The organism is Herbaspirillum sp. WKF16 (genome assembly GCF_028993615.1).
In the GTDB taxonomy this organism is placed as follows: Bacteria; Pseudomonadota; Gammaproteobacteria; order Burkholderiales; family Burkholderiaceae_D; genus Herbaspirillum.
Window position 1 is genome coordinate 83,631 of the sequence record NZ_CP118632.1, and the last position, 15,873, is coordinate 99,503.

Annotated in this window: 15 protein-coding genes; 9 read left to right on the forward strand and 6 right to left on the reverse strand. The window is 67.1% G+C overall.

Annotation, left to right across the window (positions count from 1 at the left end):
- The first annotated feature begins 32 nt into the window (after positions 1 to 32).
- Positions 33 to 1,160, forward strand: coding sequence for a mechanosensitive ion channel family protein (locus Herbaro_RS00295; protein WP_275011874.1), 1,128 nt, complete (start codon positions 33 to 35; stop codon positions 1,158 to 1,160).
- A gap of 229 nt (positions 1,161 to 1,389) precedes the next feature.
- On the opposite strand, the gene Herbaro_RS00300 is transcribed toward Herbaro_RS00295, so the two are convergent.
- Positions 1,390 to 1,788, reverse strand: a complete 399-nt coding sequence (locus tag Herbaro_RS00300) for a DUF4148 domain-containing protein (RefSeq protein ID WP_275011875.1) — start codon at positions 1,786 to 1,788, stop codon at positions 1,390 to 1,392.
- A gap of 495 nt (positions 1,789 to 2,283) precedes the next feature.
- Here Herbaro_RS00300 and Herbaro_RS00305 point away from each other — a divergent pair, with 495 nt between their 5' ends.
- Positions 2,284 to 3,036 carry a glutamine amidotransferase gene (locus Herbaro_RS00305; RefSeq protein ID WP_275011876.1) on the forward strand — a complete coding sequence of 251 codons (753 nt, stop codon included), beginning with the start codon at positions 2,284 to 2,286 and terminating at the stop codon, positions 3,034 to 3,036.
- 30 nt (positions 3,037 to 3,066) lie between these two features.
- Here Herbaro_RS00305 and Herbaro_RS00310 read toward each other — a convergent pair whose 3' ends face one another.
- Together Herbaro_RS00310 and Herbaro_RS00315 are read right to left on the reverse strand one after the other, a co-directional pair.
- A complete protein-coding gene (locus Herbaro_RS00310; protein ID WP_275011877.1) occupies positions 3,067 to 4,701 on the reverse strand; it encodes a methyl-accepting chemotaxis protein in 1,635 nt (544 codons plus the stop codon).
- Between the two features lie 308 nt (positions 4,702 to 5,009).
- Positions 5,010 to 6,317, reverse strand: a complete 1,308-nt coding sequence (locus Herbaro_RS00315; RefSeq protein ID WP_275011878.1) for a Zn-dependent hydrolase — start codon at positions 6,315 to 6,317, stop codon at positions 5,010 to 5,012.
- A 301-nt stretch (positions 6,318 to 6,618) separates the two neighbouring features.
- On the opposite strand from Herbaro_RS00315, the gene Herbaro_RS00320 reads away from it, so the two are divergent.
- On the forward strand, positions 6,619 to 6,936 hold the full coding sequence (locus Herbaro_RS00320) for a hypothetical protein (protein ID WP_446719293.1): 318 nt from the start codon (positions 6,619 to 6,621) through the stop codon (positions 6,934 to 6,936).
- Between the two features lie 89 nt (positions 6,937 to 7,025).
- Here Herbaro_RS00320 and Herbaro_RS00325 read toward each other — a convergent pair whose 3' ends face one another.
- Positions 7,026 to 8,282, reverse strand: coding sequence for an MFS transporter (locus Herbaro_RS00325; protein WP_275011879.1), 1,257 nt, complete (start codon positions 8,280 to 8,282; stop codon positions 7,026 to 7,028).
- Between the two features lie 127 nt (positions 8,283 to 8,409).
- Between Herbaro_RS00325 and Herbaro_RS00330 the strand changes: the two genes are divergently transcribed.
- Complete coding sequence (locus tag Herbaro_RS00330) at positions 8,410 to 9,318, forward strand: LysR family transcriptional regulator (protein ID WP_275011880.1); 909 nt, start codon at positions 8,410 to 8,412, stop codon at positions 9,316 to 9,318.
- 24 nt (positions 9,319 to 9,342) lie between these two features.
- On the opposite strand, the gene Herbaro_RS00335 is transcribed toward Herbaro_RS00330, so the two are convergent.
- Together Herbaro_RS00335 and Herbaro_RS00340 are read right to left on the reverse strand one after the other, a co-directional pair.
- A complete protein-coding gene (locus tag Herbaro_RS00335; protein WP_275011881.1) occupies positions 9,343 to 9,819 on the reverse strand; it encodes a hypothetical protein in 477 nt (158 codons plus the stop codon).
- Between the two features lie 287 nt (positions 9,820 to 10,106).
- Positions 10,107 to 11,063 carry a LysR family transcriptional regulator gene (locus tag Herbaro_RS00340; protein WP_275011882.1) on the reverse strand — a complete coding sequence of 319 codons (957 nt, stop codon included), beginning with the start codon at positions 11,061 to 11,063 and terminating at the stop codon, positions 10,107 to 10,109.
- Between the two features lie 205 nt (positions 11,064 to 11,268).
- Between Herbaro_RS00340 and Herbaro_RS00345 the strand changes: the two genes are divergently transcribed.
- From Herbaro_RS00345 to Herbaro_RS00365, 5 genes are all read left to right on the forward strand, one after another.
- The gene (locus Herbaro_RS00345) at positions 11,269 to 11,514 is read left to right on the forward strand and encodes a FeoA family protein (protein ID WP_275011883.1); all 246 of its coding nucleotides are present in this window, start codon (positions 11,269 to 11,271) and stop codon (positions 11,512 to 11,514) included.
- Positions 11,511 to 13,334 carry a ferrous iron transporter B gene (gene feoB, locus Herbaro_RS00350; RefSeq protein ID WP_275011884.1) on the forward strand — a complete coding sequence of 608 codons (1,824 nt, stop codon included), beginning with the start codon at positions 11,511 to 11,513 and terminating at the stop codon, positions 13,332 to 13,334. Before Herbaro_RS00345 ends, feoB begins: the two co-directional genes overlap by 4 nt.
- Positions 13,331 to 13,615: a DUF6587 family protein gene (locus tag Herbaro_RS00355; RefSeq protein ID WP_275011885.1), complete on the forward strand. Its 285-nt coding sequence runs from the start codon at positions 13,331 to 13,333 to the stop codon at positions 13,613 to 13,615. The genes feoB and Herbaro_RS00355 overlap by 4 nt, the downstream gene beginning before the upstream one ends.
- A gap of 242 nt (positions 13,616 to 13,857) precedes the next feature.
- Complete coding sequence (locus Herbaro_RS00360) at positions 13,858 to 14,553, forward strand: RraA family protein (protein ID WP_275011886.1); 696 nt, start codon at positions 13,858 to 13,860, stop codon at positions 14,551 to 14,553.
- Between the two features lie 87 nt (positions 14,554 to 14,640).
- Positions 14,641 to 15,804 carry a pyridoxal phosphate-dependent aminotransferase gene (locus Herbaro_RS00365; RefSeq protein WP_275014082.1) on the forward strand — a complete coding sequence of 388 codons (1,164 nt, stop codon included), beginning with the start codon at positions 14,641 to 14,643 and terminating at the stop codon, positions 15,802 to 15,804.
- The last annotated feature ends 69 nt before the right edge of the window (positions 15,805 to 15,873 follow it).

Below are 15,873 nucleotides of genomic sequence, written 5' to 3' on the forward strand. Positions count from 1 at the left end.
TGCGGCAACAAATGGAAAATGGAAGGGAAGCGATGAGCCTGGACCTGGATTTTCTCTACAACATGAACGAGGGGCCGCTGCGTTCGGGCCTGATCGTGCTGGGCGTGGCGCTGGTGGCGATACTGGTCGCGGTGATCCTGCATCGCCTGGGCACCGCGCTGGTGCGGCGCATCGCGCGCGGGCACCCGTTCACCACCACCGCCACCGAGGTCGCCTATAACTCCGGCCGCGCCTGCGTGATCCTGTTCATGCTGCGCCTGGTGCTGACCGGGGCGCCGGACAACACCCCCGCCCTGACCTCGATCTCCTACCTGACCTCGGTGGCGCTGGTGCTGGCGCTGACCTGGTTCCTGATGCGCTGCGTGAAGTCGATCAGCGTCACGGTAATCAAGTTGCATCCTTACGACATCGCCGACAACCTGCGGGCGCGCCGCATCCTGACCCAGACCCGGGTGCTCTCGCGCAGCGCCTATTTCCTGATCGCGCTGCTGGGGCTGTCGTTCGTGCTGCTGACCCTGCCCGGCGCGCGCCAGTTCGGCGCCAGCCTGCTGGCCTCGGCCGGGGTGGCCGGCATCGTCGCCGGTATCGCCGCCAAGCCGGTGCTGGGCAACTTCTTCGCCGGGTTGCAGATCGCCTTCTCGCAGCCGATCCGGCTGGACGACGTGCTCATCGTCAAGGGCGAATGGGGCCGGGTCGAGGAGATCACCGGCACCTTCGTGGTGGTGAAGATCTGGGATGAGCGGCGCATGATCGTGCCGTTGCAGTGGTTCATCGAGAATCCCTTCGAGAACTGGACCCACACCTCGGCCACCATCCTGGGCACGGTCTTCCTGTGGCTGGATTACTCGGTGCCGGCCAAGGAGGTGCGCGACGAGTTCGAACGTCTGGTGAGGACCTTGCCGCTGTGGGACAAGCGCGTCTGCGTGATGCACGTGACCGATGCCGACCAGCGCTGCATGCAGGTGCGCCTGCTGGTCTCGGCGATCGACTCCGGCAGCGCCTTCGACCTGCGCTGCCAGATCCGCGAACACATGATCGGCTTCATCGCAAAGAATCATCCGCACGCCCTGCCCCGCCTGCGCGCCGAGCTCGAGCCGCGCAACGATGCCGACGCGCCAGACACGATCGTCGCGGGCTCGCCGAAGGAGAGCCTGGGTTGAGGCCCGGGCCGCGGCGAACGACAGGGGAAAAATACGAAGGATAAAAAGGTGGCGGGCCCGACTACTTGCGACCGAGGGGAGAGACTGTCGCTTTCGTGGGGCCCGCCTGGGAGACCGTGGCGCGCCGGGATCGCCGGCGCCCTTGGCATGACGCGCTCGTGGCGCTCCTGCCGGTACTGCTTGAACTGCGCGCGCCGCTATCGCAATGGCGCGGTGTCGCGGTCGTCGATTACAGCGCGTTGCTGTTGCTGACGGCTTCGCCTTGCGAACGGGCTTGTTGCAGCTCGTCCTGCACTTGCTTGCGGGTCAGCACCGAGTGGAACGGCTTGTCGGCCGGATATTGGTCGGTGACCAGGATTTCACCGTTGGCGCGGGCTTCCTTCAGCTCGGCGACCACATCGGCGCGGGTCTTGGTCGAGGCCAGCGGCTTGTCGGCGGGATAGCGGTCGGTGACCAGGATTTCGCCGTTGGCGCGGGCCTGTTGCAGGTCGGCGATCACTTCGGCGCGCGACTTGGTCGACACGATCTTGGTTTCAGCGGGATAGGGTGCCTCTGCCATGGCGGCGCCGACGGCGGTAGTCAACAGCAGGCCTGCAAACAGGTTCTTGGCAATGTTCTTGGTGTTCATGATCGTTTCCTTGTGAGAGATAGGATGTGCGATTCAGCCCGGCCCGACACTTGTGGATCAGTCGCTTTTCGCTTTCATCGTGAAACCAAGTTTAGGGATGGAAGGCGCCGAGAAAAAGGCTCCAAACCGGAATACATAATTCCCAAAACCAGAACAATCAGTTTTTTCGTACAGCATGAGTCGTATCCGGAACGGTGACCGACATGGCGCCGCAAGGCATCAATTTCAAGGGGAATCGATCTGAATTGTCCGGAAATCGGCCATGGAAAAGGACATTGCAAAAATACAACCATGGCGTGTCCAGCTCCTTTTGCGCCTTCTTTGAGATGACGCAATGCGGAAACTATGGGCCCAATACAAAATTCCAATGAACTTGTTCAACAGATTTGAGCAAGATCCTCAAGGGTTCGTTGTATACGTTAAGATATAGCGAAATATCGTTGGCCGATCCAAGGCCACCCGCTTGCCCCGCTCACCCATTCGGCTGCCATCATCATGAAAACCGCCCTTGCCCTGCGCCACGTCGCCTTCGAAGACCTGGGCCAGCTTGCGCCCCTGCTCAAGAAGAACGGCTATGAAGTCAGTTACTTCGACGTCGGCGTCGATTCCTTCGCCAATGTCTCGCCGCTCGATGCCGACCTGGTGATCGTGCTGGGCGGCCCCATCGCCGTCTACGACACCGCCGAATATCCCTACCTGCGCGCCGAGATCGCCTGGCTGCGCGCGCGCCTGCTGGAAGACTTGCCGACCCTGGGCATCTGCCTGGGCGCGCAGCTGATGGCGGCCGCGCTGCATGCGCGCGTCTATCCCGGCACCTCCGGCAAGGAGATCGGCTGGAGCCCGTTGCGCGCCGGGCGGGATGTCGGCGAGCTGCCCTGGTTCAGCCAGCTGGTGGGACAGGAGACGCGCGTGCTGCACTGGCACGGCGACACCTTCGACCTGCCCCACGGCGCGCGCCACCTGGCTTCCTCCGAGATGTATCCGAACCAGGCCTTCGCCTGGGGCGAGAACTGCCTGGCGCTGCAATTCCATCTGGAGTTCGACGTGCGCATGGTGGAGCGCTGGCTGATCGGCCACGCCCATGAGATCGCGCATACGCGCAACATCAGCCTGGCCGGCCTGCGCGCCGACGCCGAGCAATACGGCCGCTCCTTCGAGGCGGCCTCGCAGCACTTCTGGCAGGGCTGGCTGCGCAGCCTGGATGGCGGGAAAACGGAAACGAGAAGGGACATGCGGCGCACGGCCTGACGTTCGCCAGGCCGCGCGCCGAAGGGAGGCTCAGGCCGACGGCGTCAGCTGCAGGGGTTGCGGTGTGATGTCGCGCGCGCGGCGCGGCGCGCCGGTGAGGCCGGGGGCGCCTGACGGCTGGCCGAGGCTGAACTTGCGTCCCGCCTCCGCCAGTTTTTGCGCCTGCCCGCGCAGCATGTCGGAGGTGGCGGTGGCCTGCTCCACCAGGGCCGCGTTTTGCTGCGTGGCGTCGTCGATCTCGGTGACGGCGCGGCTGATCTGCTCGATGCCCGAACTCTGTTCGCGGCTGGCCACCGAGATCTCGCCCATGATGTCGGTCACGCGCTTGATGCTCTCCACCACGTCGCCCATGGTGGCGCCGGCTTCGTTGACCAGCTTGCTGCCGGCGTCCACCCGGCCCACCGAATCGTCGATCAGTTGCTTGATCTCCTTGGCCGCAGCCGCCGAGCGCTGCGCCAGCGAGCGCACCTCGGAGGCCACCACCGCGAAGCCGCGGCCCTGCTCGCCGGCGCGCGCCGCTTCCACCGCGGCGTTCAGGGCCAGGATATTGGTCTGGAAGGCGATGCCGTCGATCACGCTGATAATGTCGACGATCTTGTTGGACGACTGGTTGATCTCGCTCATCGTCTGCACCACCTGCGACACCACCCCGCTGCCCTTCTTCGCCACGTCCGAGGCGTCCATCGCCAGCTGGTTGGCCTGGTGCGCGTTCTCGGCGTTCTGCTTCACGGTCGAGGTCAGCTCCTCGATCGAGGCGGCGGTCTCCTCCAGCGAACCGGCCTGCTGCTCGGTGCGCGAAGACAGGTCGAAGTTGCCCGAGGCGATCTCGCCGGCGGCCGTGGTGATCGATTCGGTGCCGACCTGCACCTCGCTGACGATGACGCGCAGCGAATCGTTCATCTCATGCAGGGCCACCATCAGCTCGGCGATCTCGTCGCGGCCGGTGCGTTCGATATTGGCCGACAAGTCCCCTGCCGCCACCATCCTCGCCACGTCCAGCGCCCGCTTCAGCGGACGGGTGATGCTGCGCGAGATGACCACCACCGACAGCACGCCGATGGCCACCAGCAGCACGCCCAGCAGCACCATCAGCTGGATGCTGCGCTCGCTGCTGGCGTCGATGCCGGCGGCCAGCTGGTCGATCGACTTGCGCTGCATCGCCAGCAGGTTGTTGACCTGCGCGCCGTAGGCCTTGGCGGCGGGATCGAAGACTTCCTTGTAGGCCTTCTCGGAGGCGGCGGCGTCGCCGCTCTTGCGGGTGTTCATCACCAGCTCCTTGGCCGCCTGGTACTTCTTGCGCGCCTCGATGATGACCGCCATCAGCGCCTTCTCTTCATCCGAGGACAGCAGCGGCTCGATCTTCTTGATGACCGCGCTGCCGTTCTTGACGCTCTGCTCGATGTCTTCCTTGAAGGTGTTGGAGAGTTCGGCGTCGCTGCTGCGCGCGATCATCGAGGTGCGCACCACCGCCGAATAGGTCAGGACGAACCAGTCCGACACCAGCCGCTCCTTGGCCAGCGGGATTTCCATCATCTGGCGGGTGGCGTCGGCGTTGCGCCTGGCGCTGTAGAGCGCCATCGAGGTGGACAGGATGGCCAGCACCAGCACGATGGCGAAGCCGACGGTGAGGCGGTTGGAGATCCGCATGTTGGAAAGGATGTTCATGGTGTGTGCCGATCAAATGGGCTTGCGCCGCAGGTCTCAGGAATATTGTTGTTCGTTGTTATTGGACATCGCCGGCTATGACGTGCTGACCGGATCGCGGTGGCTTGACGGCATCGGGTGCCAGTTGAGATTACTGGCTTTTGCGGATGGCGGGAATAGGTGCTTGCCGCAAGCGGCATGAATGGCGCGCTTGCCTGCCGGCATGTGGCGGGGTCGCCACGCATGGCGCGCCTGCCGGGGCCGGCAGGCGTTCAAGTCTCATCAAACCTCTCATCGAAGATCCCGGCGGATGAGAGGCGGCGCTGTCTTCAGTGCCGCGGCGCAAGTCGGGCGCGGCCGGCCATGACCTGCGCCAGCGCGCGCACGCCGGCGGCGAAGTCGTCCAGCTCCATCGCCTCGTCGGGATTGTGGCTGCCGTTGCCGTTGCGCACGAACAGCATCGCCGTCGGGATGCCCTGGTTGGCAAACAGCGCGGCATCGTGACCGGCGCCGCTGGGCAGGCGGCGGTGCGTGAGCCGCATGTCCTGCGCCGCGGCTTGCAGTTCATCCTGCAGGACGGCATCCATCTGCGCCGGCTGGCTGCCGGTGCGCTCGCCCAGTTCGAAGCGCACGCCGTGCTTCTCCTCGGCTGCCGCCACCGCGGCCAGCAAATGGCGCTCCATCTCCTGCAGGCTGGCGGTGCTGCGCGACCGGATATCGACGCCGAAGCTGGCCAGGCCGGCGACCTTGCTGATGTCGGCCTGCTGCGCATCGGTATAGACCTGGCCGAAGGTCAGCGTCAGCTCCTGGCCCGCGCGCTCCATCGCGGCCCAATCCTGCTGCAGCCGCGCGATCACTTCGGCCAGCGCCGCCACCGCGTCGCGCCGATGGCTGCGCGGCGTCGCGCCCGAATGCGCGTAGTCGCCCAGCACGCGCGCGTGGCGGTAGCGCAGGCTGCCGCAGATGCCGGTGACCACGCCCACCTGCTCGCCGGCCTCCACCAGCACCGGTCCCTGCTCGATGTGCAGCTCCAGGAAGCAGGCGATGCGCGCCGGCGCGAGGTGCGCCTCGCCGGCGGCGATGCCGGCCGGGCGGCCGCCGCATTCGGCGAGGTGCTCGCGCAGGCTGCGCCGCGTGTCCAGGCGCAGGATCTCCAGCGCCTCGGCCGGCAGCAAGCCGAAGGCCGACTTGCTGCCGATATACGAGACCGGGAACCAGGCGCTCTCCTCCGCGCGTACGCCCATCACCGTCACGTCGCACTGCGGCTGCGCGCCGGCGGCGATCCAGCCGGCCAGCACCGCCAGGCCGGCCACCACGCCGGCGGCGCCGTCGTAGTTGCCGCCGCGCGGCACCGAATCGAGGTGCGAGCCGGTCATCACCGCCGGCGCCTCGCGCTTGCGCCCGGGCAGGGTCAGGTAGAGATTGAGCGCGGCGTCGGTCGTCACTTCCAGGCCCAATCGATGCGCCGTCTGCGCCATCAGCTGATGCGCGCGCTGCTCGCCGGCGCCGTAGGTGTCGCGCGTGATGCCGTGGGCGACGCCGTGCAGCTCGTCGCTGTCGCGGCGCAGCTGTTCGAACAGCGCGCGCGCCAGTTGCAGATCGGGTTCGATGGCCGCGGCCGGGGTGTTGGTACGCATGCTTGCTTCCGTTGTGAGGGTGGGGCTGCGCTCATTTTGCCTCAGAACGCGGCCGGTCTTTCGTGCATGCAAACCGCTAGCAATAGTCATGCCCCAGGGCAATCGCGAGGGCGACAATGTCCGACGGACGATGCCGCAACACCGGCCGATGCGTCGCATGGACGCCGCATTTGCGGCATCCGCGAAGCCGAAAATCAGGGCTTGTCCGACATAGCCCGGACGCGCCCTTGCCTATAGTGGCTACACGGATTGCCGGCACGCCGGTCTTCCTGTTTTTCATTTGACGCCAAGGAGGTAGAACATGAACACCAACAAGATGAAAGCGCGCCACATCCTGATCCCGTCCCTGCTGATGGCCCTGGCCGGCGGCGCAATGGCGCAGAGCGCCCCCGCCACGAGCGCCTCGGGCGTTCCTTCCAACGACCCGTTCGTCCAGAAGCGCCAGGCCGACGCCGACGCCAAGGCCGACTACAAGGCGCAGAAGAAGGCGGCCAAGGCCGATTACAAGGCCGACCGCAAGGCGGCGAAGAAGGATCTCAAGCAGGAAAAGGCCGACTCCACCGCCCAACGCAACGAGCAGTTGGCCAACTCGCCGCTGCCCAAGCCGGGTTCGCCGTAAGGCAATGACGTATCGCACGGACGCCCTTCGAGCGTCCAAGAGGAAAGCCGGATATGCATCCGGCTTTTTTCATGTCCATCTCCAGCGCCTCAATTGCGCCCCTGTCGCCACAGCTTGCGCGCCAGCCATCCCGCCGCGGCGACCTGCAGCAGCATGAATCCCGCCACCGCGTTCCATCCCGCGTGCTCCCAGAACCAGCCGCCCACCGAGCCCAGGATGCTGCCGCCGAGGTAGTAGGCCAGCAGGTAAAGCGAGGCGGCGTGGCCGCGGCCGGTCGATGTCATGCGGCCGACCCAGCTGCTGGCCGCCGAGTGCGTGGTGAAGAAGCCGATGGTCAGGCACACGATGCCCAGGATCACCAGCGCCAGCGCCGAGGTGCAGGTGAGGAACAGGCCGATGCAGGAGATGGCGATGCCGGCCGTCACCAGCGGCGCGCGGCCGAAGCGGTCGGCCAGCGCGCCGGCCCATGAGGAGGAGACGATACCGAAGATGTAGGCGCTGAAGATCAGCCCGGTGGCCGTGGCCGACAGCGAGAAGGGCGCGCCCATCAGGCGAAAGCCCGCATAGTTGTACGAGGTGGCGAAGATGCCCATGGCCAGCGCGCCGATGCCGAACACCAGCGGCAGCCGGCCGTGCGCCAGGTGGCCACGCCACAGCGCGATGTGATCGCGCATCCGCATCGCGCCGTTACGCACGAAGTTGCGCGACTTGGGCAGCAGCAGCACGAAGGCCGCCGCCAGCGCCAGGTCGAACACGCCGATGGCCAGCATGGCGCCGCGCCAGCCGAAGGACTCGGCCATCATGCTCATGGCGACCCGGCCCATCATGCCGCCGAAGGCGTTGCCGCTGACGTACAGCCCCATCGAGAAACCCAGCCCGGCCGGGTCGATTTCTTCCGCCAGGTAGGCCATGGCCACCGCCGGCACGCCGCCCAGCGCAAAGCCTTCCAGCGCGCGCGCCGCCAGGATCATGTGCCAGCCGGGCGCGACCGCCGCGAGCAGGTTGCAGCAGGCGGCCACCGCCATCGAGGCGAACATCAGCTCCTTGCGCCCGTAGCGTTCCGAGACGATACCGGCCAGCGCGATCGATAGCGCCAGCAGGGCGGTCGACAGCGACAGCGCCAGCGAGGCGCCGGCGGCGCCGACATGGAATTCGCGGGCGAACTCGGGCAGCAGCGGCTGCACGCAGTACAGCAGCGAGAAGGTGGCGAAACCCGAGCAGAACAGGGCCAGCGCGATGCGGCGATAGGCGGCCGAGCCGCGCACGGCGCCTTGCGCGGGTGTGGGCCTGGCGGCAGGGGAGGCCGGCGGCTGGAGCGCCTTGGCCGGTTCGGAGAGGGACTGCATGAGGGATTTCCTTGCCGGCGCGAGGCATCGGGGCGCCGTTCTGTTGCGATGCCGCCAGTCTGGAAGAATTCAGTTATATTGTCCAATATATGAAACTGCCTGTTTCCATCTACAAAACAGATATCACATGGAACTCCGCCACCTCCGCTATTTCCTGGCCGTCGCCGACCAGCTGAGTTTCACCCGCGCCGCGGGGAAGGTCGGCATCGGCCAGCCGCCGCTGTCGATGCAGATCAAGGCGCTGGAGCAGGAGGTGGGCGCGCCGCTGTTCGTGCGCGCCTCGCACGGGGTGGCGCTGTCGGAGGTGGGGCGGGTGTTCCTGCCGCACGCGCAAAAGGCCGTGGCCGCCGCCGAGCAGGCGCTGCGCGCGGCGCAGCAGGCCGCCAGCGGCGAGGTAGGGCTGCTGCGCATGGGCTTCACCTCGTCGGCGGTATTCCATCCGCTGGTGTCGCATTCGCTGCAGCAATTCCGCGAGCGCCATCCCAAGCTGGAGATCTCGCTCAGCGAGGGCATCACCGAGCAATTGCTGGCCGATATCGCGGCGTCGCAGCTCGACGCCGCCTTCGTGCGCATCGTCACCACGCCGTCCGATGAACTGGGTGTGGTGGAGCTGCCGGCCGAGAAGCTCAAGGTGGCGCTGCCGCGCACGCATCCGCTGGCGCGCCGCAAGTCGCTGCGGCTGCAAGACCTGGCGTCGGAGAATTTCATCATGGTCCCGCGCGGCAAGGGCTCCGCGCTGTATGACGAGATCTTCAGCGCCTGCCAGGCGGCCGGCTTCGATCCGCAGGTGATCCAGCTGGCGCCGCAGCTGACCTCGGCGATCAACCTGGTGGCGGCGGGGCTGGGGATTTCCATCGTGCCCGAGGCGATCGAGCAGGTGCAGCTGGCGCAGGTGCGCTATATCGAGATCCGGGAGCCGGCGCCGCGCGCCCAGCTGTCGCTGGCGTATCACCCGCAGTCGATCGCGGCCGCGCGTTTTGCCGCGCACCTGCGGCGTTCGCTGCGGCGCGCGGGCGGAGGATCCGACAAGGAATGAGGGGGCAGGCCCGGGCGAGCGCGATCAGCGCGTCTTGAACTGGTCCAGCACCGAGTTGGCCTGTTCCAGGAAGGCCGCCGGATATTCCTCGACCAGCCGCTCCAGCGCCGGCAGCATGCGCTCCAGCGCGATGGTCAGGGCGATGTCGCTGATCTCCTCGCCCCACAGCACCTTCTGCACGAAGGCGGCGGGGCCGATCTCGGAGATCAGGCGCATGCTCATCTGGCGTTCCAGGGTGTCGGTGCGCGGACCGAACACATCCTCGAAGATCCGGACAATGGCTTCCTCCAGCTTGCGGCGGAAGCTCTCCACATCATCGAACAGGGTTTGCGGATCGGCAGGCGCCGGCATCTGGCCGCGCTCGATCAGGTCGCGCGCTTCTTCGGCCATGCGGCTCAGTTCCTGCACGTGCAGCGTCAGCGCGCTGATCTCGTCGATCAGCGTGCGCAATGGCAATTGCGGCATCTCGGATTCGGCGGAACCCGCTGGTGATGAATTCATCTTGTTGTTGTGCTCAGGCAGACGGCCGGGCTCTTGCTATGCCTGCGCCCGCGCGGCCTGGTTGACCCAATCATGCCGGCGCAACCGTTTCCCTGACGACTGCGCCACCCCTCGGTCCATGCCGGTTTGCCGCGTTTCCCGCGCGGCAGCAGCGATTTCCCGATCCCTGATAATAATTTCCGTATGGAAATCAGGCGAAGTATAGTGCGGTGCAATAGATTCCGCATGAAAATTTTCGAGTATTCAGCGCAGATACGACAACGATGGCATCCATTATTGCCTGATTATCAAAAGAATGGCCCACCATTGCGTCTTTTTTCGCCGTTGGCCGCGCCCAGTTCCTCGATCTGGAACATATCCGAAAACTCGCAGCATTCCTGCGCCAGCATCAGGATGGAGGAGATGAAACTGCTCTTGCGCTCGCTGCGGTAGAGCGCGACGTAGGGCACGTCGGGCAGCCTGGGCGTGGTCTCGACGATCTCCAGCGTGCCGCTCTCGATCAGCGGGCGCAGCGGTTTGTAGGGCAGGTAGCTCACCCCCATGCCCGATACCGTCAGCCCGATCAGCGCCACCACGCTGCTGCAGGACAGCGAGTGGCTGGGGAAGATCGATTGCGACTTGATCCAGCGATCGTAGATGATGCCGGTGCCGGACTTGTTGCCCTGGGTGAGGATGGTGTGCGAGGCCAGCTCGTGCATGCGCAGGGGCCGGCGGCGCTCGCCGATCAGGCCCGGGCGCGCCAGCCATACGCTCTTCACCGCGGCCAGGGGCAGCGCCGACAGGCCGGGCTCGGCGAAGGCATCGGGCACGATGATGGCGTCCATCTCGTCGTTGAGGAGCTTGTCGCGCAGGTTTGCGCTCAGGTCCACGTCCGGCTCGATCACCACCCGCGGATAGTGCTGGTGAATACGCCGCACCAGCCGCGGCAGCCAGGTCATCGCCGTCAGTTCGGTGACGCCGATGCGCAGCCGGCGTTCGATCACTTCGGGCTTGCTGAACTGCTCGATGGCGATGTCGCGCTGCTCCAGCAGGCGCCGCGCGATCAGCAGCATCTCTTCGCCCTTTTCGGTCAGGCGCGCCTGGCGCTGCTCGCGGTCGAACAGCGGCGTGTCGAAACTGGCTTCCAGCTCCTTGATGCGCTTGGAGACCGCGGACTGCGTGGTGTTGAGCTTGCGCGCCGCCGGCGCGAAGCCGCCGAGGGTGGCGATCCAGTAGAGGGCTTCGAGTTGCTTGAACGAGAACATGGGGTTTCCTGGTGGGCCGCCTTGCGCCGCGGCCGATGGCGCATTGTAGAGCAAGGCGCGCGGGCGACCCGCGCGCGCCGCGGCATATTGCCGCAGAGGCCGCATCGGGGCCGGGCGCGGCGGCGGGTAGCCTTATATAATGAGAATGCTTATCGATACCTCGTCTCGACCTCATCTTCCATCTCTCCATCGCCCCATTTCTCGTATGCGACTGACCGAACTAGCCAAGGGCGCCTGCGCCATTGTTGACCATGTTGCCGACCTTCATGCCGCCGACGCGGTGGCGGGGCGCTTGCGCGACCTTGGCTTCGTCGACGGCGAACCGGTGCGCATCGTCGCCGCGGCGCCCTGGGGCGCCGATCCCATCCTGGTGCAGATCGGCTCGACCCGCTTCGCGCTGCGCCGCGCCGAGGCCGAGCGCGTGCGCTTGCGGGCGGGGGAGGCGCAATGAGCGGGGCGCTCAACATCGCCCTGGTGGGCAACCCGAACTGCGGCAAGACCGCGCTGTTCAACCAGTTGACCGGGGCGCGCCAGAAGGTGGCCAACTATGCCGGCGTCACCGTCGAGCGCAAGTCCGGCAGCTTCACCGCGCCGTCCGGCCGCGCGGTGCGCGTGGTCGACCTGCCCGGCGCCTACAGCCTGCAGTCGGTCAGCCCCGACGAGCGCGTCACGCAGGCGGTGCTGGAGGGCCGCTATCCGGGCGAGGCGGCGCCCGACCTGATCGTGTGCGTGGCCGACGCCACCAACCTGCGCCTGCACCTGCGCTTCGTGCTCGAGGTGCGGCGCATGGGGCGGCCCATGGTGCTGGCGCTGAACATGATGGATGCCGCCGCGCGCCGCGGCATCACGGTCGACGTCGCCGCGCTCGCGCAGCGCCTGGGCATGCCGGTGATCCAGACCATCGCCGTCAAGAGCGGCGGCGCGCGCGCCCTGGTCGAGGCGATCGATGTCGCCGCGCCGCCGCCGCCGGGCAATGCCGGCGGCGCCGACGACCTGCACGCCGAGGTGCGCGCGATCCTGGCCGCCACCGTGGTGATGCCGCGCGCCACCGACCGCCGCGACGACGCGCTGGATCGCATCGCCCTGCACCCGGTGCTGGGCGTGGCCTTGCTGGCGCTGGTGATGTTCCTGGTGTTCCAGGCCGTGTACGCGATCGGCAAGCCGCTGACCGACGCCATCGCCGATGGCTTCGGCACGCTGGCCGGGCTGGCCGGCGCATGGCTGCCGGAGGGGCCGCTGCGCGGGCTGGTGTCGGACGGGCTGCTGTCCGGCCTGGGCACGGTGCTGGGTTTCCTGCCGCAGATCCTGGTGCTGTTCTTCTTCATCCTGGTGCTGGAAGAATCCGGCTACCTGCCGCGCGCGGCCTTCCTGCTGGATCGCCTGATGGTGTCGGTCGGCCTCTCCGGGCGCTCCTTCATCCCGCTGCTTTCCAGCTTCGCCTGCGCCATCCCCGGCATCATGGGCACGCGCAGCATCACCGATCCGCGCGACCGCCTGGCCACCATCCTGGTGGCGCCGCTGATGACCTGCTCGGCGCGGCTGCCGGTGTATGCGCTGCTGATCGGCGCCTTCATCCCGCAGCGCGCGGTGCTGGGCATCTTCAACCTGCAGGGCGTGGCGCTGTTCTGCCTGTACGCGGCAGGCATCGGCGCGGCCATGTTCGTGGCCTGGGTCGCCAAGCGCATCCGCCGCAGCCAGCAGGAACGCGCGCTGCTGATGGAGCTGCCGTCCTATCGCGTGCCCAGGTTGCGCGACATCGGCATCGGCCTGTGGGAGCGCGGCAGCATCTTCCTGAAGCGCCTGACCGGCGTGATGCTGGCGCTGACCGTGCTGATGTGGGCCATCTGCACCTTCCCCTCGCCGCCGGCCGGCGCCACCGAAGCGGCGATCGATTATTCGCTGGCCGGCGCCATCGGCCACGCCCTGCAATACGTGTTCGCGCCGCTGGGCTTCAACTGGCAGATCAGCCTGTCGCTGATCCCCGCCTTCGCCGCGCGCGAAACCGCGGTGGCCACGCTGGCCACCGTGTACTCGGTCGCCGGCGACGAGGGCGCGGGCCTGCAGCAGGCGCTGGCCGCGCATATCTCGCTGGCCAGCGCGCTGTCGCTGATGGTGTGGTTCGCCTTCGCGCCGCAATGCATGTCGACCCTGGCCATCATCCGCCGCGAGACGCAGTCCTGGCGCCTGGTGGCGCTGTCCTTCGGCTACATGTTCGTGCTGGCGTACGTGGCCTCGTTCATCACTTACCGCGTGGCGGGGTGGCTGGCATGAGCGCGCTGTGGTGGCAATACGCGGTGATCGCGACGCTGGTGGCGGCCAGCCTGCTGTACATGCTGCGCAAGCTGGCGCCATCGGCCGCATGGCGCTGGCAGGCGCATTTCGCGGCGTGGCTGCTGCACCGCCGTTCGACACGCTGGCAGGCGCTGGGACGCCACCTGCTGCCGCCGCCCAGCGCGGGCGGTTGCGGCGGGGGAGCCTGCGATGGTTGCGGCGACTCCGGCGACGCCATGCCGCCGGCGGAGCAGAAAATCACCTTCCATCGTCGCCGCTGAACGGCGCGCCCGCCGCCCCGCCGGCCTTCGTCATTGGCCGGATCTCCCCTTTTCACACCCTTCTTCGCCTGCGCCGCAGGAACGCCCTCCCGCTGTGCGGGAGCGAGCGCACCGCCTCGGGGCAAGGCGTTAATTCATTCCAAAAAACGATTTATAAAGATAATTAAATATCGCTTTTTTTAGCGTTTCATCGCTCCTATGATGCGGCCATCACTAATTACAAACGCATCGAGGAGATCAACATGGCGGCCCCTGCCCCCACTGTTTCCACTGTTTCCGTTCCGCCTTTCCAGATCAATCCCGTCCACGCGCCGGCCGCGGCCGACGTCATCGCCGCGCTGCAGGACATCGTGGTCTCGCACCTCTCCGACAATCTGCAGCGCCTGTGCGGCATGGGCGGCCTGCGCCGCATCCACGGCAGCAAGAAGCTGGTCGGCACCGCCGTCACGGTCAAGACCCGTCCCGGCGACAACCTGCTGATCTACAAGGCCCTGATGATGATGCAGCCGGGCCACGTGCTGGTGGTCGACGGCGGCGGCGAGGCCAGCAATGCGCTGGTGGGTGAACTGATCATGCTGTACGCGCAGCAGCGCGGCTGCGCCGGTTTCGTGCTGGACGCCGCGGTGCGCGACACCGCGGCGTTCGCCGAGGCTGACTTCCCGTGCTACGCGCGCTCGGTGTCGCATCGCGGTCCCTACAAGAACGGCCCCGGCCACATCAACGTGCCGGTCGCCATCGGCGGCCAGGTGGTCAGCCCGGGCGACATCGTGGTCGGCGACGAAGACGGCCTGGTCTCGTTCCCGCAGGCGCAGGCCGAGTCGCTGATCGCCGCGGCGCGCAAGACCCAGTCCTACGAGGACGCGATCAAGGCCGAGATCGCCAACGGCCGCGTCGAGCAGGAGTGGCTCGCGCGCGTGCTCTCGCCGTTCGGCCTGTAACGCGGCGCCCGTCCTTTCACCTTTCCGGAGCTAGCATTGGAATCCCGACTCGCCCACCGGCTTGACAGCGTCAAGCCCTCGCCCAGCATGGCCGCCAAGGCTCGCGTCGACGCCTTGCGCGCCGAAGGCCGCAGCATCGTCGACTTCAGCATCGGCGAGCCAGACTTCCCCACGCCGCCGCACATCGTGGCCGCCGGCGTGGCCGCCCTGAACGCCGGCCAGACGCGCTACACCGCGGCCACCGGTACGCCGGCGCTGCGCCGCGCCATCGCCGCCAAGCTGGAGCGCGAGAACTCGCTTTCGTATGCGATCGAGCAGATCGTGGTCGGCATCGGCGCCAAGCACATCATTTACAATGCGTTCGCCGCGACGCTCAACACCGGCGACGAGGTGATCATCCCGACGCCGTTCTGGGTGTCCTATCCGGACATGGTGGCGCTCAACGGCGGCACGCCGGTGATCGTCGCGTGCGACGAAAGCGCCGGCTTCAAGCTGACCGCCGCCGCGCTCGAGCGCAGCATCACGCCGCGCACCCGCTGGCTGGTGCTCAATACGCCCAACAATCCCAGCGGCGCGGTTTATTCCGCAGCCGAACTGAAGGCCTTGTGCGAGGTGCTGATGCGTCATCCGCAGGTGTGGGTGATGACCGACGAGATCTATGAGCATTTCGTCTATCGCGGCGCGCGGCACGTGTCTCCGCTGCAGGTCGAGCCGGCGCTGGCCGAACGCACGCTGGTGATCAACGGCGTCTCCAAGGCCTATGCCATGACCGGCTGGCGCATCGGCTACGGCGCCGGACCGCTGCCGTTGATGAAGGCGATCGCGCTGCTGATCACGCAAAGCACCACCTGCGCCTCCGGCGCCAGCCAGGCGGCGGCGGTGGAGGCCTTGTCCGGTCCCCAGCAATGCGTGGCCGAGGGCGCGGCGCTGTTCGCGCAGCGCAGCGAGCGCATCGTCGCGCTGGTCAACGCCATCGACGGCATCCGCTGCCTGGCGCCGGACGGCGCCTTCTACATCTTCCCGGGCGTGCAAGGCCTGCTGGGCCGCCTCACGCCGCAGGGCAAGACGCTCGGCAATGACGTCGACGTCATGATGTACCTGCTGGAGCAGGCCGGCGTAGCCACCATCGACGGCACGTCCTATGGGCAACCGGGCCACCTGCGCATCTCCTTCGCCACCTCGATGGAGCAGATCGAAGAGGGGTGCGCGCGCATCGCCGAGGCGGTGGCGGCGCTGAAGCAAGAAGCATAAGCAGCAACCGCGCCGGCCTCCGGGCCGGCAACGAAAACCGGCCATGGGACAAGGCCGTGACCAAACCGG

Bases quoted from the DNA above. Each gene is read 5' to 3' on its own strand.
- Herbaro_RS00295 (WP_275011874.1), top strand. From the start codon at position 33: ATGAGCCTGGACCTGGATTTTCTCTACAACATGAACGAGGGGCCGCTG.
- Herbaro_RS00300 (WP_275011875.1), bottom strand. From the start codon at position 1,788: ATGAACACCAAGAACATTGCCAAGAACCTGTTTGCAGGCCTGCTGTTG.
- Herbaro_RS00305 (WP_275011876.1), top strand. From the start codon at position 2,284: ATGAAAACCGCCCTTGCCCTGCGCCACGTCGCCTTCGAAGACCTGGGC.
- Herbaro_RS00310 (WP_275011877.1), bottom strand. From the start codon at position 4,701: ATGAACATCCTTTCCAACATGCGGATCTCCAACCGCCTCACCGTCGGC.
- Herbaro_RS00315 (WP_275011878.1), bottom strand. From the start codon at position 6,317: ATGCGTACCAACACCCCGGCCGCGGCCATCGAACCCGATCTGCAACTG.
- Herbaro_RS00320 (WP_446719293.1), top strand. From the start codon at position 6,619: ATGAACACCAACAAGATGAAAGCGCGCCACATCCTGATCCCGTCCCTG.
- Herbaro_RS00325 (WP_275011879.1), bottom strand. From the start codon at position 8,282: ATGCAGTCCCTCTCCGAACCGGCCAAGGCGCTCCAGCCGCCGGCCTCC.
- Herbaro_RS00330 (WP_275011880.1), top strand. From the start codon at position 8,410: ATGGAACTCCGCCACCTCCGCTATTTCCTGGCCGTCGCCGACCAGCTG.
- Herbaro_RS00335 (WP_275011881.1), bottom strand. From the start codon at position 9,819: ATGAATTCATCACCAGCGGGTTCCGCCGAATCCGAGATGCCGCAATTG.
- Herbaro_RS00340 (WP_275011882.1), bottom strand. From the start codon at position 11,063: ATGTTCTCGTTCAAGCAACTCGAAGCCCTCTACTGGATCGCCACCCTC.
- Herbaro_RS00345 (WP_275011883.1), top strand. From the start codon at position 11,269: ATGCGACTGACCGAACTAGCCAAGGGCGCCTGCGCCATTGTTGACCAT.
- feoB (WP_275011884.1), top strand. From the start codon at position 11,511: ATGAGCGGGGCGCTCAACATCGCCCTGGTGGGCAACCCGAACTGCGGC.
- Herbaro_RS00355 (WP_275011885.1), top strand. From the start codon at position 13,331: ATGAGCGCGCTGTGGTGGCAATACGCGGTGATCGCGACGCTGGTGGCG.
- Herbaro_RS00360 (WP_275011886.1), top strand. From the start codon at position 13,858: ATGGCGGCCCCTGCCCCCACTGTTTCCACTGTTTCCGTTCCGCCTTTC.
- Herbaro_RS00365 (WP_275014082.1), top strand. From the start codon at position 14,641: ATGGCCGCCAAGGCTCGCGTCGACGCCTTGCGCGCCGAAGGCCGCAGC.